The sequence below is a fragment of the Pseudomonas sp. NFX15 genome, assembly GCF_049132105.1.
Lineage (GTDB): Bacteria > Pseudomonadota > Gammaproteobacteria > Pseudomonadales > Pseudomonadaceae > Aquipseudomonas.
The window spans coordinates 92,082-112,996 of sequence record NZ_JAFMPV010000019.1 but is presented as its reverse complement, the minus strand read 5'-3'; the positions used below and the strand labels follow the sequence as shown (position 1 = coordinate 112,996).

The 20,915-nt window shown below is 59.1% G+C and carries 25 protein-coding genes; 16 read left to right on the top strand and 9 right to left on the bottom strand.

All coding sequences use genetic code 11. The annotated features are described in order from the left end of the window. Window positions 1-331 precede the first annotated feature (331 nt). Window positions 332-1,552 (bottom strand): CaiB/BaiF CoA transferase family protein, encoded by a 1,221-nt coding sequence (locus tag J1D76_RS19695; RefSeq protein ID WP_421139992.1) that lies wholly within the window; start codon window positions 1,550-1,552, stop codon window positions 332-334. Window positions 1,553-1,565: 13 nt separating this feature from the next. Continuing rightward, window positions 1,566-2,747, bottom strand: coding sequence for an acyl-CoA dehydrogenase (locus tag J1D76_RS19690; RefSeq protein WP_007969743.1), 1,182 nt, complete (start codon window positions 2,745-2,747; stop codon window positions 1,566-1,568). A 157-nt stretch (window positions 2,748-2,904) separates the two neighbouring features. Between J1D76_RS19690 and J1D76_RS19685 the strand changes: the two genes are divergently transcribed. The 11 genes from J1D76_RS19685 to J1D76_RS19635 all read left to right on the top strand — a co-directional run bounded on the left by J1D76_RS19685 (window position 2,905) and on the right by J1D76_RS19635 (window position 13,075). Beyond that, entirely contained in the window at window positions 2,905-3,804 is a 900-nt protein-coding gene (locus J1D76_RS19685; protein ID WP_421139997.1) for a LysR family transcriptional regulator, read from the top strand. Window positions 3,805-4,239: 435 nt separating this feature from the next. Beyond that, a complete protein-coding gene (locus J1D76_RS19680) occupies window positions 4,240-5,361 on the top strand; it encodes a Re/Si-specific NAD(P)(+) transhydrogenase subunit alpha (RefSeq protein ID WP_421139991.1) in 1,122 nt (373 codons plus the stop codon). Window positions 5,362-5,372: 11 nt separating this feature from the next. After that, window positions 5,373-5,723 carry an NAD(P) transhydrogenase subunit alpha gene (locus J1D76_RS19675; protein WP_421139990.1) on the top strand — a complete coding sequence of 117 codons (351 nt, stop codon included), beginning with the start codon at window positions 5,373-5,375 and terminating at the stop codon, window positions 5,721-5,723. After that, window positions 5,720-7,168, top strand: a complete 1,449-nt coding sequence (locus tag J1D76_RS19670; protein ID WP_421139989.1) for an NAD(P)(+) transhydrogenase (Re/Si-specific) subunit beta — start codon at window positions 5,720-5,722, stop codon at window positions 7,166-7,168. Before J1D76_RS19675 ends, J1D76_RS19670 begins: the two co-directional genes overlap by 4 nt. Window positions 7,169-7,381: 213 nt before the next feature. Beyond that, entirely contained in the window at window positions 7,382-8,875 is a 1,494-nt protein-coding gene (locus tag J1D76_RS19665) for an acetyl-CoA hydrolase/transferase family protein (protein ID WP_421139988.1), read from the top strand. A gap of 320 nt (window positions 8,876-9,195) precedes the next feature. Further along, a complete protein-coding gene (locus tag J1D76_RS19660; RefSeq protein WP_030129620.1) occupies window positions 9,196-9,411 on the top strand; it encodes a DUF1127 domain-containing protein in 216 nt (71 codons plus the stop codon). A 258-nt stretch (window positions 9,412-9,669) separates the two neighbouring features. Next, a complete protein-coding gene (locus J1D76_RS19655; RefSeq protein WP_421139987.1) occupies window positions 9,670-9,879 on the top strand; it encodes a DUF1127 domain-containing protein in 210 nt (69 codons plus the stop codon). 146 nt (window positions 9,880-10,025) lie between these two features. Further along, a complete protein-coding gene (locus J1D76_RS19650; protein ID WP_421139985.1) occupies window positions 10,026-10,346 on the top strand; it encodes a DUF2388 domain-containing protein in 321 nt (106 codons plus the stop codon). A 108-nt stretch (window positions 10,347-10,454) separates the two neighbouring features. Beyond that, window positions 10,455-10,769 (top strand): DUF2388 domain-containing protein, encoded by a 315-nt coding sequence (locus J1D76_RS19645; protein ID WP_421139984.1) that lies wholly within the window; start codon window positions 10,455-10,457, stop codon window positions 10,767-10,769. Between the two features lie 27 nt (window positions 10,770-10,796). After that, window positions 10,797-11,117 (top strand): DUF2388 domain-containing protein, encoded by a 321-nt coding sequence (locus tag J1D76_RS19640; protein WP_008002141.1) that lies wholly within the window; start codon window positions 10,797-10,799, stop codon window positions 11,115-11,117. Continuing rightward, window positions 11,114-13,075, top strand: coding sequence for a DUF4105 domain-containing protein (locus J1D76_RS19635; RefSeq protein WP_421139983.1), 1,962 nt, complete (start codon window positions 11,114-11,116; stop codon window positions 13,073-13,075). The genes J1D76_RS19640 and J1D76_RS19635 overlap by 4 nt, the downstream gene beginning before the upstream one ends. A 121-nt stretch (window positions 13,076-13,196) precedes the next feature. Here J1D76_RS19635 and J1D76_RS19630 read toward each other — a convergent pair whose 3' ends face one another. From J1D76_RS19630 to trpB, 3 genes are all read right to left on the bottom strand, one after another. Continuing rightward, a complete protein-coding gene (locus tag J1D76_RS19630) occupies window positions 13,197-13,625 on the bottom strand; it encodes an anti-virulence regulator CigR family protein (RefSeq protein ID WP_421139982.1) in 429 nt (142 codons plus the stop codon). 121 nt (window positions 13,626-13,746) lie between these two features. Continuing rightward, window positions 13,747-14,559 carry a tryptophan synthase subunit alpha gene (trpA, locus tag J1D76_RS19625; RefSeq protein WP_421139981.1) on the bottom strand — a complete coding sequence of 271 codons (813 nt, stop codon included), beginning with the start codon at window positions 14,557-14,559 and terminating at the stop codon, window positions 13,747-13,749. Continuing rightward, the gene (trpB, locus tag J1D76_RS19620; protein ID WP_421139980.1) at window positions 14,559-15,794 is read right to left on the bottom strand and encodes a tryptophan synthase subunit beta; all 1,236 of its coding nucleotides are present in this window, start codon (window positions 15,792-15,794) and stop codon (window positions 14,559-14,561) included. Before trpB ends, trpA begins: the two co-directional genes overlap by 1 nt. A gap of 112 nt (window positions 15,795-15,906) precedes the next feature. Here trpB and J1D76_RS19615 point away from each other — a divergent pair, with 112 nt between their 5' ends. After that, entirely contained in the window at window positions 15,907-16,800 is an 894-nt protein-coding gene (locus tag J1D76_RS19615; protein ID WP_421139978.1) for a LysR family transcriptional regulator, read from the top strand. Here the strand turns inward: J1D76_RS19615 and J1D76_RS19610 are convergent. Beyond that, window positions 16,797-17,120: a DUF883 family protein gene (locus J1D76_RS19610; protein WP_421139976.1), complete on the bottom strand. Its 324-nt coding sequence runs from the start codon at window positions 17,118-17,120 to the stop codon at window positions 16,797-16,799. The genes J1D76_RS19615 and J1D76_RS19610 overlap by 4 nt on opposite strands. Before the next feature lie 156 nt (window positions 17,121-17,276). Between J1D76_RS19610 and J1D76_RS19605 the strand changes: the two genes are divergently transcribed. After that, complete coding sequence (locus J1D76_RS19605) at window positions 17,277-17,492, top strand: dodecin (RefSeq protein ID WP_421139974.1); 216 nt, start codon at window positions 17,277-17,279, stop codon at window positions 17,490-17,492. Window positions 17,493-17,616: 124 nt separating this feature from the next. Continuing rightward, window positions 17,617-17,838: a DUF1161 domain-containing protein gene (locus J1D76_RS19600; RefSeq protein ID WP_421139973.1), complete on the top strand. Its 222-nt coding sequence runs from the start codon at window positions 17,617-17,619 to the stop codon at window positions 17,836-17,838. A gap of 64 nt (window positions 17,839-17,902) precedes the next feature. Here the strand turns inward: J1D76_RS19600 and J1D76_RS19595 are convergent, their stop codons facing one another. Continuing rightward, window positions 17,903-18,904, bottom strand: a complete 1,002-nt coding sequence (locus tag J1D76_RS19595) for an LLM class flavin-dependent oxidoreductase (RefSeq protein WP_421139972.1) — start codon at window positions 18,902-18,904, stop codon at window positions 17,903-17,905. A 239-nt stretch (window positions 18,905-19,143) separates the two neighbouring features. Here J1D76_RS19595 and J1D76_RS19590 point away from each other — a divergent pair, with 239 nt between their 5' ends. After that, window positions 19,144-19,575 (top strand): OsmC family protein, encoded by a 432-nt coding sequence (locus tag J1D76_RS19590; protein WP_421139971.1) that lies wholly within the window; start codon window positions 19,144-19,146, stop codon window positions 19,573-19,575. 182 nt (window positions 19,576-19,757) lie between these two features. Then, window positions 19,758-19,991: a DUF1161 domain-containing protein gene (locus tag J1D76_RS19585; protein WP_421139970.1), complete on the top strand. Its 234-nt coding sequence runs from the start codon at window positions 19,758-19,760 to the stop codon at window positions 19,989-19,991. A gap of 4 nt (window positions 19,992-19,995) precedes the next feature. On the opposite strand, the gene J1D76_RS19580 is transcribed toward J1D76_RS19585, so the two are convergent. Next, entirely contained in the window at window positions 19,996-20,418 is a 423-nt protein-coding gene (locus J1D76_RS19580) for a hypothetical protein (protein ID WP_421139969.1), read from the bottom strand. 40 nt (window positions 20,419-20,458) lie between these two features. Continuing rightward, window positions 20,459-20,881, bottom strand: a complete 423-nt coding sequence (locus tag J1D76_RS19575; protein ID WP_421139967.1) for a hypothetical protein — start codon at window positions 20,879-20,881, stop codon at window positions 20,459-20,461. Between the last annotated feature and the right edge of the window lie 34 nt (window positions 20,882-20,915).

Sequence of the window (20,915 nt, the reverse complement as noted above, 5' to 3'; positions counted from 1 at the left end):
TTTCCTTAACAACTTCAACCACTTGCGCCTCAGATCTCTCGTCAGCGGGAGGCGAATTCTACAGCGTTACACGCTGCTGTCAACACCTCTTTTTCAACTTCCTTTTGGCTTCGATGAACTGAAGCACCTGCGGCCGAAAACTTCGTAACTCGTTGTTTACCAAGGAGTTTTCCGTTTCGACTGCGCCGGAAGTGGGGCGAATTATAGACACCTCAGATCTGCCGTCAAGCACTGATTTTGCTTTGCGATCAATAACTTGCTGAAAGGGGCAAAACACCCCGAAAGCGACTTATACAGAGGAGCAAAAGTGCCCCTCTATATAGAAGAGGGATCAGACCACGCCAGACACCTTGAAGGCAGACACCGCTCCAGCATCCAGGCCCAACACTCGTTGCAGCACCTCCAGCGTATGCTCACCCAGCAAAGGAGGCGCATACCGGTACTCCACCGGCGTCTCGGACAAGCGAATCGGGCTTGCGACCTGAGGCACCATTCCAGCTAGCGCATGCGGCAACTCAATAGCCAACCCACGCGCCTTGACCTGTGGATCGGCGAACATCTGCGCCAGGTCGTTGATAGGCCCACACGGCACACCAGCCAGCTCCAGCTGCGCCACCCATTCAGCAGTGGTCTTGAACACCGTTGCCTGGCGAATCAGCGGAATCAGTACAGCCCTGTTCGTCACCCGCAGCTTATTGGTCGCAAAACGCGGATCATCCGCCCACTGAGGCTGCCCCGCGACCTCGGCAAACTTGCGGAATTGACCATCATTGCCGACGGTGAGGATGAAATCGCCATCCGCCGTAGGAAAGTCCTGATAAGGCACAATGTTTGGATGCGCGTTGCCCAGGCGTTTAGGTGCATTGCCCGTCGTCAGGTAGTTCATCGCCTGGTTGGCCAGACAAGCCACCTGCACGTCCAGCAGCGCCATGTCGATATGCTGACCACCGCCATCGTGATTCCGATGCGCAAGCGCGGCCAGGATCGCGACAGTCGAATACAGCCCGGTCAGGATATCCGTCAGTGCCACGCCGACTTTCACCGGCCCCTCGCCATCTTCGCCCTCAGGTCGCCCCGTCAGACTCATCAGCCCACCAAGCCCCTGGATCATGAAGTCATAACCCGCACGCTTGGCGTAAGGACCGGTCTGCCCAAACCCGGTAATCGAGCAATAGATCAGATCCGGATTGATTACCTTCAGCGATTCGTAGTCCAGGCCGTAGGCCGCCAGACCGCCGACCTTGAAGTTCTCGATCAGAATATCTGACTTGGCGGCCAGATCTCGCACCAACTTCTGCCCTTCCGGACGTGTGAAGTCGATGGTGACTGACTGCTTGTTGCGATTAGCCGACAGGTAATAGGCGGCCTCGCTGGTATTCTCGCCATAAGCGTCTTTAAGAAACGGTGGCCCCCAGGCGCGCGTGTCATCGCCGTTACCCGGACGCTCGACCTTGATCACTTCAGCGCCAAGGTCGGCCAGGATCTGCCCGGCCCAAGGCCCGGCCAACACCCGCGATAAATCCAGTACCCGTAGATGCGAAAGCGCGCCCATCGACGTTCTCCTATTAATAGAACGCCTGGATGCCGGTTTGTGCACGACCGAGGATCAGTGCGTGGACGTCATGCGTACCTTCATAGGTATTCACCACTTCCAGGTTGACCAAGTGACGAGCAACGCCGAACTCGTCGGAGATACCGTTGCCGCCCAACATGTCACGGGCCATGCGTGCAATGTCCAGCGACTTGCCGCAAGAGTTGCGCTTCATCATCGACGTAATTTCAACCGCCGCAGTGCCTTCATCCTTCATGCGCCCCAGACGCAGGCAGCCTTGCAGCGCCATGGTGATCTCGGTCTGCATGTCGGCCAGTTTCTTCTGGATCAACTGAGTGGCTGCCAGCGGGCGGCCGAACTGTTGGCGATCCAGGGTGTACTGGCGAGCGGTGTGCCAGCAGAACTCTGCCGCACCCAACGCACCCCAAGAGATGCCGTAGCGCGCCGAGTTGAGGCAAGTGAATGGACCCTTCAAACCACGGACATCCGGAAAAATGTTCTCTTCCGGTACGAACACGTTGTCCATCACGATCTCACCGGTGATCGAGGCGCGCAGGCCGACCTTGCCGTGAATCGCTGGAGCGCTCAGGCCTTTCCAGCCCTTTTCCAGGACGAAGCCACGGATGTCGCCAGCGTCGTCTTTGCCCCAAACTACGAACACATCGGCGATCGGGCTGTTGGTGATCCACATCTTGCTGCCGGTGAGGCTGTAGCCGCCTTCCACTTTGCGCGCACGAGTGATCATCGCGCCCGGGTCGGAACCGTGGTTAGGCTCGGTCAGGCCGAAGCAACCGATCCACTCGCCCGATGCCAGTTTTGGCAGGTACTTCTGTTTCTGCGCTTCGGTACCGAATTCATTGATCGGCACCATCACCAGCGAGGACTGAACGCTCATCATCGAGCGGTAGCCCGAATCAATGCGCTCGACTTCGCGGGCGATCAGGCCGTAGCTGACATAGTTCAGGCCGCTGCCGCCGTACTGCTCGGGGATGGTGGCGCCCAACAGGCCCACTTCACCCATTTCGCGGAAGATGGCCGGATCGGTCTTCTCATGACGGAAAGCTTCAAGAATGCGTGGCGCGAGGCTTTGCTGAGCGAACTGCGCAGCCGTGTCTCGAATCATGCGTTCTTCTTCGGTGAGCTGTTGATCCAGCAGCAGGGGATCGATCCAGTTGAAGCTAGCTTTACCACCCATGAGTGTGTCCTCTCGAATCGGGTCAAATAACGTGGACTGATCCTAGGCCGGGTTCAGCGTTACGGCAAACGAGGATTTCGCATACTGTTGTGCTAATTTCTCACTCCGAAACGTCGCAAAACGGCTTTTATGCGATGTATTAGTGAGGTTGACGTACATGCGCAGGAAGATACCCAGCACCACCGCCCTGATCAGTTTTGAGGCCGCAGCGCGCCATGAAAGCTTCACCAAGGCTGCCCAGGAGCTTTCGCTGACCCAAGGGGCGATTTGCCGACAGATCGCCAGCCTTGAGGAGTTCCTCAGCGTGGAACTGTTCCGACGCTCGCGGCGCGGAGTGAAGCTGACGGAAGCCGGTCTTTCCTACAGCCGCAGGGTCGCCACTCAACTCGATGCCGTTGAGCGCGATACCTTGTCGGTCATGGGCCAGCAGGGCGCCAACGTGATCGAACTGGCGGTGGTTCCGACCTTCGGCACGCAGTGGTTGCTGCCACGCCTCAAAGACTTCCAGCAAAAGCATCCGGAAGTGACGGTCAACCTGACCAACCGCACCCGGCCGTTTCTGTTCGCCGACACTGACTTCGATGCCGCCATCTACTTCGGTGATGCGGATTGGTCAGGTACAGAGTCCCACAGGCTGATGGGCGAAAATCCAATGCCCGTTTGCAGCCCCATCCTGGTGGCCAACAAGACCAGTCTGACGCCCGGCGAAATCGCCGAATTACCTCTGCTCCAACAAACCACACGCCCTTACGCCTGGCGCCAGTGGTTCGACTCCCAACACCTGAATGTCCCGCGAGACATGACAGGTCCCCGCTACGAACTATTCTCCATGCTCGCTCAGGCAGCCATGCATGACATGGGCGTTGCCTTGATCCCGCCGTTCCTGATTCAAAGGGAGCTGAAAGAAAAGCGCTTGGTGATCGCAAACCCGCAGGCACTGTCCAGCATCAAGGCTTACTACCTGATAATTCCTGAGCGAAAGGTCGAATCTGCGTCATTACGGGCATTTCGTGACTGGCTGGTAAATCAAGCGCACAGCTACAGCCTAGAAGGATAAAGGGCCTTCGGCATTACCTGACCTCGTAGTCAGCAAAAATAAAGCCCTACAGATATAAGTATTTGTCGCATACCAGCAAACTGTATCGCGAAGTCGTACAAACGTCCTACAAGCGCCTGCTCACGCGGCTTTGCGCCACTATTTCGAGACGATGCCGCATCATTCATACGGCCGATGTATAAATTCTTCAATTTCGGCCAGAATCCTTGTAAAGCACGGTCTACAAGGGATTGAGCCGGCTGGTTGCGACATTCGGTCACGGGGTGACTTGTAGTTAATTTTCCGTCACCCGTCATAATCCCTTGAAGGGCACAAAGTTCGCCTGCAAAATGCCGCGCCCCGCCCTGATTTGGCGGGACCGTGCTGATCGGCCGCCCCAGCCGCACCATCCGCAGTGCATGGGTTTACTCAATAAGATCACGCAGGAGATTTGACGTGCACATTGGTGTTCCTCTCGAAACCCAGACCGGTGAAACACGGGTTGCTGCAACCCCGGAAACCATCAAGAAGCTGATCAGCCAGGGTCATAAGGTCACTGTACAAAGCGGCGCCGGCATTAACGCCAGCGTTGTCGACAGTGCTTATGCAGCGGCAGGCGCCACCATTGGCAGCGCCAATGATGCGTTTGGTGCAGAGCTGATTTTGAAGGTCGTCGCCCCCAGCGACAGCGAGCTGGCGCTGATTAAAAGCGGCACCGTTGTCGTCGGGATGCTCAATCCGTTCAGTAATGAAACCATCGCCAAAATGGCCGAGTGCGGCATTACCGCGTTTGCCCTGGAAGCTGCGCCTCGTACCTCCCGTGCCCAAAGCCTGGACGTGCTGTCGTCGCAAGCCAACATTGCTGGCTATAAAGCCGTGCTGCTGGCCGCTCACCATTACCCTCGCTTCATGCCGATGCTGATGACTGCCGCGGGCACCGTGAAAGCGGCGCGTGTGCTGATTCTCGGCGCAGGCGTGGCCGGCTTGCAGGCGATTGCCACGGCAAAACGCCTCGGTGCGGTCATCGAAGCCTCCGATGTGCGTCCTGCGGTAAAAGAGCAGATCGAATCCCTCGGCGCCAAATTCGTCGACGTGCCCTACGAGACCGATGAAGAGCGCGAATGCGCCGTCGGTGTCGGCGGTTACGCCCGCCCGATGCCGGCCAGCTGGATGCAGCGTCAGGCCCTGGCCGTGCACGAGCGCGCCAAACAGGCTGACATCGTCATCACCACCGCGCTGATTCCCGGCCGCAAGGCACCGACGCTGCTCAGCGCGCAAACCGTGGCCCAGATGAAGCCGGGCTCGGTGGTCATCGACCTCGCGGCCGCCCAGGGCGGCAACTGCCCGCTGACCGTGGCCGATCAGGTGGTCGTCGAAAATGGCGTGACCATCGTTGGCCCGACCAACCTGGCCGGCGCCGTGGCGGCTGACGCTTCGGCGCTGTATGCCCGCAACCTGCTGGACTTCATGAAACTGTTGTTCGATAAAGAAGGACAACTGGTGATCAACCTTGAAGACGACATCGTCGCCGCGTGCCTGATGTGCCGCGATGGCCAGATCGTGCGCAAGAACGGCTGAGGATAAAAACAATGGAAGACATGCTGATCTCTCACGGTATCTACAACCTGATCATCTTCGTGCTGGCCATCTATGTTGGCTACCACGTGGTCTGGAACGTGACACCTGCACTGCACACCCCGCTGATGGCCGTTACCAACGCCATCTCGGCCATCGTCATCGTCGGCGCGATGCTCGCCGCTGCACTCACCGTGACCCCGCTGGGCAAAACCATGGGCACCCTGGCCGTGGCCCTGGCTGCGGTCAACGTGTTCGGTGGCTTCCTGGTGACCCGGCGCATGCTGGAAATGTTCAAGAAGAAAGCCGCCAAAGCTCCTGCCGCCAAGGCCGCCGAAGTCAAGGCTGAGGTGCAGCAAGCATGAGCATGAACCTGGTTACTTCCCTGTATTTGATCGCCTCGGTCTGTTTCATCCAGGCGCTCAAGGGTCTTTCGCACCCGACCACCTCGCGCCGCGGCAACCTGTTCGGCATGCTCGGCATGGGCCTGGCGATCCTGACCACTATCGGCTTGATCTACAAACTAGCTGCGCTCTCTTTTGAGCAAGGCGGGGCCCAAGCCGGTATCGTCTACGTGATCGTCGGCCTGCTGATCGGTGGCACTGCCGGTTCGATCATGGCCAAACGCGTTGAAATGACCAAGATGCCGGAACTGGTCGCCTTCATGCACAGCATGATCGGTCTGGCAGCAGTGTTCATTGCCATTGCCGCGGTGGTCGAGCCGCAGTCGCTGGGCATCGTCCAGCATCTGGGCGACGAAATTCCGACTGGTAACCGCCTGGAGCTGTTCCTCGGCGCGGCCATCGGTGCAATCACCTTCTCCGGATCTGTGATTGCCTTCGGCAAACTGGCCGGCAAGTACAAGTTCCGCCTGTTCCAGGGCGCACCGGTACAGTTCGCTGGCCAGCACAAGCTGAACGCGGTATTGGGCCTGGCAACACTGGCACTCGGCGTGACCTTCATGCTCACCGGCGACCTCACGGCGTTCGCGCTGATGCTGGCCCTGGCATTCGTGATGGGCGTGCTGATCATCATTCCGATTGGTGGGGCGGACATGCCGGTGGTGGTGTCGATGCTCAACAGCTACTCCGGCTGGGCAGCGGCAGGTATCGGTTTTTCGCTGAACAACTCGATGCTGATCATTGCCGGTTCGCTGGTGGGCTCAAGCGGTGCGATCCTTTCGTACATCATGTGCAAGGCGATGAACCGTTCCTTCTTTAACGTACTGCTCGGTGGTTTCGGCAATACCGCGGACGCCGGTCCTGCAGGCGCCAAGGAAGCCCGTCCGGTGAAATCCGGTTCGGCTGACGACGCCACGTTCCTGCTGACCAACGCCGACACCGTGATCATCGTTCCGGGCTATGGCCTTGCGGTAGCACGGGCACAACATGCGCTGAAGGAACTGACCGAGAAGCTGACCCATCGCGGCGTGACCGTAAAGTATGCGATCCACCCGGTGGCCGGTCGTATGCCGGGCCACATGAACGTGCTACTGGCCGAGGCCGAAGTGCCTTACGACCAAGTGTTCGAGATGGAAGACATCAACTCCGAGTTCGGCCAGGCTGACGTGGTACTGGTTCTGGGCGCCAACGACGTGGTTAACCCGGCCGCCAAGAACGATCCGAAATCGCCGATTGCCGGCATGCCGATTCTCGAAGCGTTCAAGGCCAAGACCATCATCGTCAACAAGCGTTCGATGGCCAGCGGCTATGCCGGCCTGGACAACGAACTGTTCTACCTGGACAAAACCATGATGGTGTTCGGCGACGCTAAAAAGGTCATCGAAGACATGGTCAAAGCCGTCGAGTAATACACTGCGGCCCAAAAAACGCCCCGACTTGTCGGGGCGTTTTTGTTTGCGCAAACCCTCGGACAATCTATGCTTTTGTTACCGATCCGGTAACGGTGTTTTGCCTGAAAGGCCCGGAATAGACGCCTTGATTGCGACCTTGGTAGCGGGACAGAAGCTGGCGCAATTCACTAGACTGCACGTCCTGCTACTTGTTGCCCGAGATAATCATCCATGTACCGTGACCGTATTCGCCTGCCTTCGTTGTTGGACAAAGTGATGAGCGCTGCCGACGCTGCCGCTTTGATTGAGGACGGCATGACCGTCGGCATGAGCGGCTTCACCCGCGCCGGTGAAGCCAAGGCTGTGCCACAAGCGCTGGCCGAACGCGCCAAGGTCACGCCGCTGAAGATCAGCCTGATGACCGGCGCCAGCCTGGGCAACGACCTCGACAAGCAATTGACCGAAGCCGGCGTGCTGTCGCGGCGCATGCCGTTCCAGGTCGACAGCACCCTGCGCAAGGCGATCAACGCCGGCCAGGTCATGTTCATTGACCAGCACTTGTCGGAAACGGTCGAACAACTGCGCAACCAGCAGCTAAAGCTGCCGGACATTGCCGTGATTGAAGCCGTAGCGATTACCGAGCAAGGACATATCGTGCCGACCACCTCGGTGGGCAACTCGGCCAGCTTCGCGATTTTCGCCAAGCACGTGATCGTCGAGATCAACATGGCGCACAACCCGAATCTCGAAGGTCTGCACGACATCTATATCCCGACCTACCGTCCGACCCGCACCCCGATTCCGCTGGTCAAGGTCGACGACCGCATCGGCAGCACCGCCATTCCGATCCCGGCGGACAAGATAGTCGCCATTGTAGTCACCAACCAGACTGACTCGCCGTCCACGGTTCTGGCGCCGGACGCCGAGACCCAGGCCATCGCCGATCACCTGATCGACTTCTTCAAGCAGGAAGTGGCCGCCGGGCGCATGACCAACAAGCTCGGTCCGTTGCAGGCTGGCATCGGCACCATCGCCAACTCGGTGATGTGCGGCCTGATCGACTCACCGTTCGAAGACCTGACGATGTACTCCGAAGTACTGCAGGATTCCACTTTCGACCTGATCGACGCAGGCAAGCTGAGCTTTGCCTCGGGCAGTTCGATCACCCTGTCGAGCCGGCGCAATGCCGACGTGTTTGGCAATCTGGAGCGCTACAAGGACAAACTGGTCCTGCGTCCACAGGAGATTTCCAACCACCCTGAAGTAGTGCGCCGCCTTGGTATCATTGGCATCAACACGGCGCTGGAATTCGACCTGTACGGCAACGTCAACTCCACGCACGTCTGCGGTACGCGGATGATGAATGGCATCGGCGGCTCAGGCGATTTCGCGCGTAACGCACACTTGTCCGTGTTCGTGACCAAATCGATTGCCAAGGGCGGCGCGATCTCCAGCGTGGTGCCGATGGTCAGCCACGTTGACCACACCGAACATGACGTCGACATCCTCGTGACTGAAGTTGGCCTGGCTGACTTGCGTGGCCTGGCCCCGCGGGAGCGCGCGCGGGTCATCATCGACCAATGCGTGCACGCGGATTACCGCGATGCACTCGACAACTACTTCACAGCGGCGTGCGCCATCGGCGGGCATACCCCGCATATCCTGCGCGATGCCCTGAGCTGGCATATCAACCTGGAAGAAACCGGGCACATGCTCAAGAAGTAATTGGTACAGATCGCAGCTGACGCAAACACAGTTTCGTCAGCTTGCGACTACCAAATGCCAAGACTGAAAAAAACTGTACTGCTGTACTGGTCATTTCCTAGCTGAAATCCGTACACCGCCTGACCAAAAGCCCATAAATGCACAACTTTGGTGCAGACAAGTACAGTTGCCTCAATTTCGACCAGTACACCCCCTATAAACAGTTAACTGAGCTCTCACAATACAGATGAACTGTATCTACAGAGGCTAGGCAAACAAGAGGATCATGGGCACCAGTTAAACCACTACCTAATCCCGCCACAAGCGGAAGGATGTCAACCATGGAACGTACACTCAGTTCCGAACTGTTCTTCGAAGACACTGCTGCAAAAACCCAGGCTTCCATGCCTCTTCGCGTTATCGCCAACCTGATGTTGTGGCAGCGCCGCATTACCAGCCGCCATCAACTGGCTCGCCTGGATTCGCGTTTGCTGGCTGACGCCGGGATCAGCGAAGCACAACGCTACGAAGAGCTGAGCAAGCCGTTCTGGCGCTAAGCTAGCGTCGCTGGCCCTGACCACAAGGTCCACCGCCAGCAACCTGAATTGAACACACAAAACCCGTCGTGGGAAACCACGACGGGTTTTGTCGTTTTGGCCTTTCGCATCTGGTCTAACAGTAGACAAACGCGAATACCAGTACAGTTTGTTAAAAGCATAAACTTAACGAGTACAATATTGTCGCAGTGTGTCTGTAGCCAGCATTCGGTCGGTGACAGGATGGAGCTCTCCATTTATTAGGACAGGGATCGCACCATGAGTTCTTTACAGGATGTTTGCGCCACTTCCATTCAGTCGAAACCTCGCAGCTACTGGCTTAAAGCCCTGATAAAAGGATTCTGCGCCAGCTTGGAAAGGGCGAGAACGCGACAATTACTGGCTCAACTCGATGATCGCCAGCTATCCGATCTGGGGATCAGCCACGCGGACCGTATCCATGAATTGGATAAACCGTCCTGGCGCTGATGTTTCCGATCGCAGGGACGGGCTGTGCGAACCGGTACACATAGGCCTAATATCCAACCAGAACGTGGCGAGCGGCGAATGGCTGGCGTCCGACTTTGCAGAACCTGCATCATCTTTCAATGGCTTTACCCAAAGGAGTTACCCCCATGTCCCGATTTCGCCTGCTCAGCGCTGCAGCCCTGCTTGCTGTGGCTGCCAATGCCAGTGCCACCAGCTTCATCGTGACCACCGATGCTGTGGTCAATGCGCTCAAAGCCACCTCCGATGCCACCACCGACGTGGTTTCGTCGTCGTTCAAGGATGACAAGATCGTCCTCGCCGCCCGTGACGACGCTGCCAGCTTCGTTGCCAGCGAAGGCTCGATCCGCGGCGTGAAACTGGAAAGCGCCCTCGACCACATTCGCCACCAGGCACCGCAGCTGAATGCCAGCGACACTCAACTGGCGCAAGCGATCCTGACCATCTGATCGCCTGCACAGGCTTGGGGACACATCCAACGTGTCCCCATGTTTCGACGCTGGCTCTAGCACGGGCCTTGCGCTAGCCTTGGGGCTCACGTTCAGCTGTCGAGCCTCATGCGTTTTCCTTCCAGCTTCCTGCTTGCCTCAGTCTTTCTCGCCCTTGGATACGGATCAGCCCAGGCTTACGATGGGTTCAACCTGTCGACCCAAGGCATCGTCGCCAGCGGTTACGCCACAAGTTTGGTGACCAGCGCGCCCTTCGACCATAAAATACTGCTCGCCGCCCACGATGACGCCGCGGCGTTCATTGCCAGTGACGGCCAACTGAGAGGCGCACAACTGGAGTCGGCCCTGCGGTATTTGCGCCGCACCCACGCAAAACTTCATGCCAGCGACCTTGAACTGGCACAAGCAATTCTCGTCCAATAGCTATCCCTGTTTTTCTGGAGTCGTTCCATGCGTAACCCGCTGATTGCCGCCACCTTAGGCCTGTTGCTGCTGGCCGATGTGGCCCAGGCACATACTCTGGTTGCTACCAGTAACATGCTGATCCGCGCCACCCAGCGCACCCTCGATTTCACCTCCGATACCACCACGTCCATTCGCGATTCGAAGATAGTGCGCGAAGCCCAGGACGACGCTGCCAGTTTCGTGGCCAGCAATGGCGACATCCGTGGTGCCCACCTGGAATCCGCTTTCGATTTGCTGCGCACCCGTGTACCGGAAGCCCGTGATGCCAGCGACCAGGATCTCGCCGAAGCCATCCTCGCTCTGTGAAGCGTCCAGGCGCCTGGCTGCTGACCGGAGCCCTGTTGCTGCTCGGCAACACGGCTCACGCAGGCCTTCAATTACAGCTCAAGACCGAAGGTCTGACACCCGAGCAACAGCAAGCCAGCCAGGCTCTGCTCGATGAAGCCATGCAGGCTTTGCCGCCGCGGTTCATCGAGCAACTGGACCGGCGGATCGTCGTCGGCTGGACCGATAAGATGCCCGCCAATGCCTACGGCCAGGCATCGTTGGTGGCCGAGCTCGATCTGAATCGCAACCTGCTGGCCGGCCTGACCGACGGCAGTGCCGCGACAAAGAAGACTTATCGCCCGCACGGCACCGTGCGCCGGGAGATGCTGGCTACGGTGCTCCACGAACTGACGCACATCTACGACCGTTCGCGCCTGTGGACCGATGCCGAGCGCAAGTTGATCCAGCAATGCACCCGGCGCAGCAGCAGTTCCGGCCTGGTGGGCATTCCCGACCAATGCCGGGGCCAGTCGGATCGGCGCTTTACCCTCAGCGATGATCCGCGCTTTCTCGACCTCGCCGGTTGGCAGCAATACGTTGGCCGTCGTGGCGAGCGTGAACAGCATAACCGCCAGATCGCCCGCAGCCCGGACATCTACGAGATCAGCAGTCCAAAGGAGTTCGTCGCGGTCAACATGGAGTATTTCCTCCTCGACCCGAGCTACGCTTGCCGACGCCCGTCACTGTACCGCTACTACCAGGACCGTTTCGGCTGGGCACCTGCCGCCAAGGACACCTGCAGCAAGACCTTCGCCTTCCTCAATGCCGGCAACGATTTCGCCAAGACGCCCTTGGCCCAGATCGATCCGGAACGGGTGTATGCCGTCGACTACCTGCTTGCCGAGGCTAATCAGAACCTGTTCAGTCGCTGGGGCCACAGCATGTTGCGCCTGGTGATCTGCGCACCGGGCCGTCCCCGTGGCCCGGATTGTCGCCTGGACCTGGACCAGCACCTGGTGCTGTCGTACCGCGCCTTCGTCGGCGATGTGCAGCTGTCGAGCTGGGATGGCCTGGTCGGTAAATACCCGTCGCGGCTGTTTATCCTGCCGCTGTCCCAGGTCATCGACGAATACACCAAGACCGAATTGCGCAGCCTGGCTTCCGTGCCATTGAACCTCTCACGCACAGAAATTGAAGAGATGGTCGGACGCGCCGCCGAGTTGCACTGGAGTTACGACGGCAGCTACTTCTTCCTGTCGAACAACTGTGCGGTGGAAGAACTGAAACTGCTGCGCGGCGGCACCAACAATCCAAAACTGGTGGGCCTGGACAACATCATGCCCAACGGCTTGCTGGAAGTGCTCAAGGGCCGCGGGCTGGCGGACACCCGTGTGTTGGACGATAAACGTGAAGCCTTGCGCCTGGGCTATCGTTTCGACTCTTTCCGCGAACGCTATCAAGCCATGTTCGAGATCCTGAAAAAGCAGTTGCCGGTCAAACAGGACACCGTCGAAGAGTGGCTCGACTTGAAGGCCGAGCAACGTCGGCAGTGGTTTGAACGGGCCGACTTGCGCACCAGCGCCGCGCTGCTATTGCTGGAGCAGGCGAGCTTCCGACAACAGTTGCTGCTGGCCCAGGATGAAGTGAAACAGCGCTACCTCGGCGCCCGCGAGCTGAAGAATGGCGGTATGGACAAGGCCAACGAAACACTCAAGGACATTCTCGCCAACAGCGGCTTCCTCAGCCGTCCCGCGGAACTGCTCGGCACCAGCGGTTATGGCTTGCCGCAGCCGAGCGAGTGGGAGCATTTGGAATCGGAGAGCAGCCAGCGCCAGAAGCAGTTGCTGGCGCTGTCCGGGGATCTGGACAAAGAGGTGAGGGCGTTGCTCGAACCGGCCCGTGCGGCGGAAATGGCCGCCAACGAGGCCAACGTGAAGCAGATCGGTGAGCACCTGCGCAAACTGCACAAGGCGGCGGGCGGGATAGAGTTGCCTTGATCCCGAACCTGTAGGAGCGAGCCTGCTCGCGAAGGCGATGTATCAGCCAACAGGGATGTTAAGGCTGATGGCCTATTCGCGAGCAGGCTCGCTCCTACAGGGTTCCGGTTTCAGCCCGGTGTCAGTACAGGACCCCTTGCAGGACTTCATAGACAATCCCGGTGCCCGCGGCGATCAGTACAACGTCAGCGCCAGCACGGCGCCATTCGTAACCCGGGTAATAGGGCAAATGGCTCAGCGCGCGGTTATCCAGACGCTCGCCATAGTAGCCATGGGGCAGGGGTCGGCCACGCACGACGATGACGCCCGGTGGAGGTGGAGCGCCGCGGACGAAATAGACGTGATTGTCATGGATCGACTGGCGAACCGGCGCGAAGTCCCGGGGTGGAGGTCCGCCACGATGGTTATCGTGGTCATGGTGATCATCGCCGTGATACTCCCCATGGTTATCGTAATGGCCGTGATCGTCATGTTGATCGGCGTTGGCATGCAGGGTTGCGCCGAGTAGCAGCACACCGAGGCCGGCAATCAGGCGTTTCGACATCTTCATCAGGTCTTTCCTCACAACACACACAGCAAAAAGGGCCTCAGAACGCAGTCCTGAAGCCCTCGGTCTTGCTGATTAGTCTGTGCCGCGAGGCGCTAATTCCTCTGTATCAGGAACTTTACCTTCAGCTGACGCGCGCCTTACGCACACCTTCGGCCAGCGCCGAGCAAAGGCTCAGCACACCGTCCACGGCCTGCTCTGGCGTAGTCGCATTGGCGATGTGATCGATTAACGCCGAACCCACCACCACACCATCAGCGAGGCGGGCGATGGACGCCGCTTGCTCCGGTGTCCGGATGCCGAAACCGATGCTGATTGGCAGGTCGGTATGGCGGCGCAGGCGAGCGACCGCTTCCTCGACGTGTTCCAGGGTCGCAGCGCCGGCACCGGTCACACCAGCCACCGACACGTAGTAGACGAACCCGGAACTGCCGTTGAGGACGGTCGGCAGGCGTACATCATCGGTAGTCGGCGTGGTCAGGCGAATGAAGTCCAGACCCGCCGCTTGTGCCGGGTCGCACAGCTCGCCGTTGTGCTCGGGCGGCAGGTCGACCACGATCAGGCCGTCGACGCCGGCCTCTTTGGCTTCGGCAATGAAGCGCGGCACCCCGTACATGTGGATCGGGTTGAAGTACCCCATCAGCACCAGCGGCGTTTGCTGGTTGTCCTGGCGGAACTCGCGAACCATTTGCAGGGTTTTTGCCAGGTTCTGCTTGGCACCCAACGCACGGATGTTGGCCAACTGAATGGCCGGGCCGTCCGCCATCGGATCGGTGAAGGGCATGCCCAACTCGATCACGTCAGCGCCAGCCGCCGGCAAGCCTTTGAGGATCGCCAGGGAAGTGTCGTAGCTCGGGTCACCCGCGGTGACGAAGGTCACCAGGGCGGCGCGGTTCTGTTCCTTGAGTTCGGCAAAACGCGTTTGCAGGCGGCTCATCAGTGTTTCTCCTGCTTGGCTGGCTCTTGAAGAGAGTTTTCCATGTGGTGCATCACGGTCTGCATGTCTTTGTCGCCACGGCCGGACAGATTGACCACCATCAGGTGATCTTTTGGCAGGCTCGGTGCGCGCTTGAAGACTTCAGCCAGGGCATGGGCGCTTTCCAGGGCCGGGATGATCCCTTCCAGGCGGCAGCACTGGTGGAACGCGGCGAGGGCTTCGTGGTCGGTCACCGAGGTGTACTGGACGCGGCCAATGTCGTGCAACCAGGCGTGTTCCGGGCCGATGCCCGGGTAATCGAGGCCGGCAGAGATCGAGTGGGCGTCGATGATCTGGCCATCGTCATCCTGCAGCAGGAACGTACGGTTTCCGTGCAGCACACCCGGTACGCCGCCATTCAGGCTGGCCGCGTGCTTGCCGGTCTCGATGCCGTAGCCGGCCGCTTCAACGCCGATGATCTCGACGCTCTTGTCATCAAGGAACGGGTGGAACAGGCCCATGGCGTTGGAACCGCCGCCAATGCACGCCACCAGGCTGTCCGGCAGGCGACCTTCCTGGGCTTGCAACTGATCGCGGGTTTCCTTGCCGATCACGGCCTGGAAGTCGCGCACCATCGCCGGATAAGGGTGTGGACCGGCCACGGTGCCGATCAGGTAGAAGGTGCTGTCGACGTTGGTCACCCAGTCACGCAAGGCCTCGTTCATCGCATCTTTCAGCGTGCCGGTACCGGCCACCACCGGGATCACTTCGGCGCCCAGCAGCTTCATGCGGAACACGTTGGCTTGCTGACGCTCGATGTCCGTGGTGCCCATGTAGATCACGCAATCCAGGCCGAAACGCGCGGCAACGGTGGCCGTGGCCACACCGTGCATGCCGGCGCCGGTCTCGGCGATGATGCGCTTCTTGCCCATGCGCCGCGCCAGCAGGATCTGGCCGATGCAGTTGTTGATCTTGTGCGCGCCGGTGTGGTTCAGCTCTTCGCGCTTGAGGTAGATCTTCGCGCCGCCGCAGAACTCGGTCAGGCGCTCGGCGAAATACAGAGGGCTTGGGCGTCCGACATAGTCGCGCTGGAAGTAGGCCAATTCCTCCTTGAACGCCGGATCTTCCTTGGCCAGCTCATATTCGCGGGCCAGGTCGAGGATCAACGGCATCAGGGTTTCGGCAACGTAGCGGCCGCCGAACGCGCCAAACAGGCCGTTGGCATCAGGGCCGTTGCGCAGATTAGTCTGGGTCATGGGGCGCTCCAGTTGAATGCGTGGGATGACAATGGGCTTCACTCTACCCCTGACGTCCCGGTCTGAAAACCGATAAGATCTCAGCAACCTGTCAGGAAAAATCACAGATCCCATGAGCCATGACCTTCCCCCGTTGAACGCGCTTCGCGCCTTTGAGGCCACTGCCCGCCTCAGCAGCGTCAGCCAGGCAGCCGAGCAGCTGCACGTCACTCATGGCGCGGTCAGCCGACAGTTGAAGGTGCTGGAAGAACACCTCGGCATCAGCCTGTTCGTCAAGGAGGGTCGCGGCCTGAAACTCACAGATGCCGGGTTGCGGCTGCGAGACGCCAGCAGTGAAGCGTTCGAGCGCCTGCGCAGTGTGTGCGCTGAACTCACACAAAATACCGCCGACGCGCCCTTCGTGCTCGGCTGCTCGGGAAGCCTGTTGGCGCGCTGGTTCATCCCGCGGCTCGGGCGGCTCAATGCCGATCTGCCAGACTTGCGCCTGCACCTGTCAGCGGGTGAGGGCGATCTCGACCCGCGCAGGCCCGGGCTGGATGCCTTGCTGGTGTTTGCCGAGCCGCCGTGGCCGGCAGACATGCAGGTGTTTGAACTGACCAGCGAACGTATCGGGCCGGTCATCAGCCCTCGCTTCGTCGACTATGGACGACTCGAGGACGCGCCAGCCAGCGCACTGTTAGCCGAACCCTTGCTGCACACCACCTCACGCCCACAAGCATGGCCAAGTTGGGCGCAATCGCACGGCCTCGACGCCGGGGCACTAAAATACGGTCAGGGGTTTGAACATTTGTATTACTTGCTGGAAGCGGCAGTCGCCGGTCTGGGGGTGGCAATCGCCCCTGAACCCTTGGTGACCGAAGACTTGAAGGCTGGCCGCCTCGTTGCGCCATGGGGCTTCAGCGAAACCCCGGCACAACTGGCGTTGTGGCTGCCCAAGCGCGCCGCAGACGGGCGCGCCCGGCAACTGGCGCAGTGGCTCAAGAACGAGCTGCGTCGAGCGGATTAATCACGTTTACACAACAGATAAGCGGCCAACAGGCCCAAAGCGCCCACCGCAACCCCGGCAGTCGTCCAAGGGTGTTCCTGAGCGTAGTCGCGGGTGGCGAGTCCGGTTTCACGGGTTTTGACCTTGACCTCTTCATAGGCATCGGCCAGCAAATGGCGCGAATGCTTCAACGCATTCTCGGCATTGCTTTTCAAGGTCTTGAGGGTTTTACGCGACTCGTCCGAGGCGTCGTCCTTCAGGCTTTCCAAAGACTTGAGCAGACTCTCGATCTCCGCTTCCATGCTTTGCAATGAGGCTTTGCGTAACGAGGTGTTTGCCATGGTGGCTCTCCTGCATTGTTGATGAGTGCGTGTGTTGGTTGGGACTTCAGGGGTTCGAGAAAGTGCAGAAAATCTGAACTTCACCCTCTCAATGGCCGACACAAGAAATAGGAAAAATCACTGCTAGGCTGTAATTCACACGCCGAGGAGAACGCCATGACTGATCATCACACCTACAAGAAAGTCGAACTGGTTGGCTCGTCCACCAGCAGTATCGAAGATGCGATCAACAACGCCCTGGCAGAAGCCAGTAAAAGCCTCAAGCACATGGAATGGTTTGAAGTGACCGAGACCCGTGGGCATATCAGGGACGGTAAGGCTGCGCACTTTCAGGTGACCCTCAAAGTCGGTTTCCGGATTGCCAGTAGCTGACTTTGGGCTAGTCTTCTGAACTTGCGCGCTGGCCGAATGCCATAGGGAATGGCAAAGCGCTACATGAGTGCTTACGGCTGACAACTGGATAACCCCTTTTTGATCCGACCAGGGAATGCAACCGATGAAGAAGTTTATGTTGGCGGTAGGTTTGTTGAGCCTTGCGGGGACCGCGTTTGCGGGCGGCAAGTCATGCGAAGAGCTGAAAGCCGAAATCGCAGCGAAACTCGATGCCAAGGGCGTTTCCGGTTATTCGCTGGAAATTGCCGATAAAGGCGCCGCAGCCGGTGGGAAAGTCGTCGGCAAATGCGAGGCCGGCGCCAAAGTGATCGTCTACAAAAAATAAGCCGGCGCCTGAAATGCAAAAGCCGACGCCTGCGCGTCGGCTTTTTCAGGCCCATCGTTCGGCCTCAGCCACGCATGACCTGCGCCAGCAACTCGTAGGAATGCAGGCGATCGGCGTGTTCGTACAGGTCGCAGGTGAAAATCAGCTCGTCGGCTTGAGTCTGCTCGATCAGCACCTCCAGTTTGGCGCGGATTTTCTGCGCACTGCCGATCATCGCCAGGCCGAGGAAATCATGTACCGCCTCTTTCTCATGGGGCAGCCACAGCCCGTCCATGGTTTTCACCGGTGGACGTTGCACCAGGCTTTGTCCACGCATCAGCGCCAGAATGCGCTGGAACACCGACGTCGCCAGGTAATCGGCCTGCTCGTCGGTGTCGGCGGCCACCAACGGCACACCGAGCATCACGTAGGGCTTGTCTAGCACGGCAGATGGTTTGAAATGATTGCGGTAGACGCGAATCGCTTCGTGCATGTAGCGCGGTGCAAAATGCGAGGCGAAGGCGTAAGGCAAGCCACGCTCACCCGCCAGTTGCGCGCTGAACAGGCTCGAGCCCAGCAACCAGACCGGCACGTTGGTCCCGGTACCCGGCATGGCGATGATGCGTTGGTCCGGCGTACGTGGCCCGAGGTAGCGCACCAGTTCAGCAACGTCCTGCGGGAAGTCGTCGGCGCTGCCGGAACGCTCACGGCGCAAGGCCCGGGCGGTCATTTGGTCGGAACCAGGGGCGCGACCCAGACCCAAGTCGATCCGGCCCGGATACAGGCTTTCCAGAGTGCCGAACTGCTCGGCAATCACCAGTGGTGCGTGGTTGGGCAACATCACGCCACCCGAACCGACCCGAATGGTCGATGTGCCTCCCGCCAGGTAACCCAGCAACACCGACGTCGCGGAACTGGCGATGCCGTCCATGTTGTGGTGTTCAGCTACCCAGAAGCGGTTGTAACCGAACTTCTCGACGTGTTGCGCCAGGTCCAGCGAATTGCGTAGCGACTGGGCCGCGCTGCCGTTTTCGCGCACCGGCACCAGATCGAGGGTCGAAAACTTGATATCGGACAGTCGTTTCATAAACCTGCTTCTCCAATTGAGGGCGCAGGTCTGTCCTTGCGAACGCAAACCTGCCGAATCCAAAAGCGTGTTCATGCAATGTGGGCATATACCCGAGTTTCAATAGCCAGGTAAAAAATCCTGCGAAAAAAGCAGACCGATCGGATGAAGTGAACTTTGCGCCACCGTCTATCCTCACAACCCTGGCAACCAAAAACCACGAAGGCGCGACACTTCGCGCCGACCTTGAGGAGACAGGCATGGCTATCATCAAGAAAGCATCGGCTCATTGGGCAGGTGATCTGAAAACCGGCATTGGCTCGATTTCCACCGAAACCGGTGTGCTGCGCGAAGCGCCCTACGGCTTCAAGGCGCGCTTCGAAGGCGGCAAGGGGACGAACCCGGAAGAGTTGATCGGTGCCGCCCACGCCGGCTGTTTCTCCATGGCGTTCTCCATGATCCTCGGGGACGCCGGGTTGAAGGCAGAAAGCATCGACACCCAGGCAGAAGTCACCCTCGACCAGGTGGATGGCGGCTTCGCGATCACCGCCGTGAAGTTGATCCTCAAGGCAAAAATCCCCGGGGCGACGCAGGCGCAATTCGATGAACTGAGCGCCAAGGCCAAGGAGGGCTGCCCAGTGTCCAAGGTGCTGAATGCGAAGATCAGCCTGGAAGCCACGCTGGTCGGCTAGGCTGGCGTTACAGCCAAAAGATCGCCGCCTTGGACATCCTGCCGGGATCATTCGGCAGAAGGTGCCCAAGGCGGCGATCTTTTTTGCGTTGCGTCAGATTTGCCCGCCAAAACTGTGGTCGAATAAATGACAGCAGCGAAAACCCATGACTGTATGGGTGCTGCCTCAAAGGAGCTTCAACCATGAAACGTTTTGCCCTGGCGGTTATATGTTGCGCACTGGCCACGTCGGCCCTCGCGGCACCGAAACCCTGCGAAGAGCTCAAGGCCGAGATCGAAGCCAAGATCCAGGCCCGCGGCGTCACGTCCTACACGCTCGAAATCGTCACCAACGACGAAGTCCATGACCAGAACATGGTCGTGGGCACCTGCGAAAACGGTACGAAAAAAATCATCTACCAGAAAAACGACCGCTGACACGTCACATCAGGCAGTAGGACTCCCGGTCTTCGGCAACGATCTCGCGCTTGGCGTTGTACAGCCTGGCCTCCGGGGTGAAGGCAATCGAGCGGCCTTGAAGCACATAACGTTGGCCGGCTTCGAAATGATCGAAGTTGATGGTCAAGTAACAGATGCGCTCAGAAGGGCCGCCCATCAAGTCCATCCCCCCGCCACCGGGCACTTCAAAGTCGAAACGCACGATCAGCTCGTGGCTGCCGGGCATCACCTCGAAATAACGCCCATCGGGCAGGCGTTGTTTGTCCAGTCGTTCGGCCATCAACAACTTGTCATTGGGGAAGGGGGTCGAGAATTCGACCCAGGCCATTTTTGGATTGGGGGTCGGCATCGGGCTCTGGCAGCCCGCGACCACACCGACGGCGAGTAACAGCATCAACCTGCGCATGATGGATGTCCCAAGGGAGATACATCCAGCATAACCCCGATCAGGTGTGTTGGCAGCCCGCCGGCGTGCCGTGGCCGATCACTTTGCGTTGTTGATCGTAGAGTTTTGCCCAGGGGCGGAAACCGATATTTCCTGCTTGCAGCTGATAGCGTTCGCCGGCGTTGAAATCCTTGAATTTCACGTTGATCTGGCAATCGCGCCACAACGGCTCGGCGTCGGGGCCGATGTTGGTGGGCTGGACCGCGAATTGGTAGCGCACCGTCAATTCATGACTACCGGGCTGGACTTCAAAATAGCGTTTATCGTCGGTGGCCCTGTCATCAACCTCTAGGGCCTGCAACGCCGTGTCTTTTTGCTTTGAGTCGAGATCGATCCAGGCTTGCGCAGGATCTTGGCGCGGTATTCCGAAACCAGCACAGCCGACCAGCATCAGCAGGCCTCCTGTCAGTATCAACATGCGCATAGCGGAGCTCCAGTCTGGCGGGATAGTCTTGTGC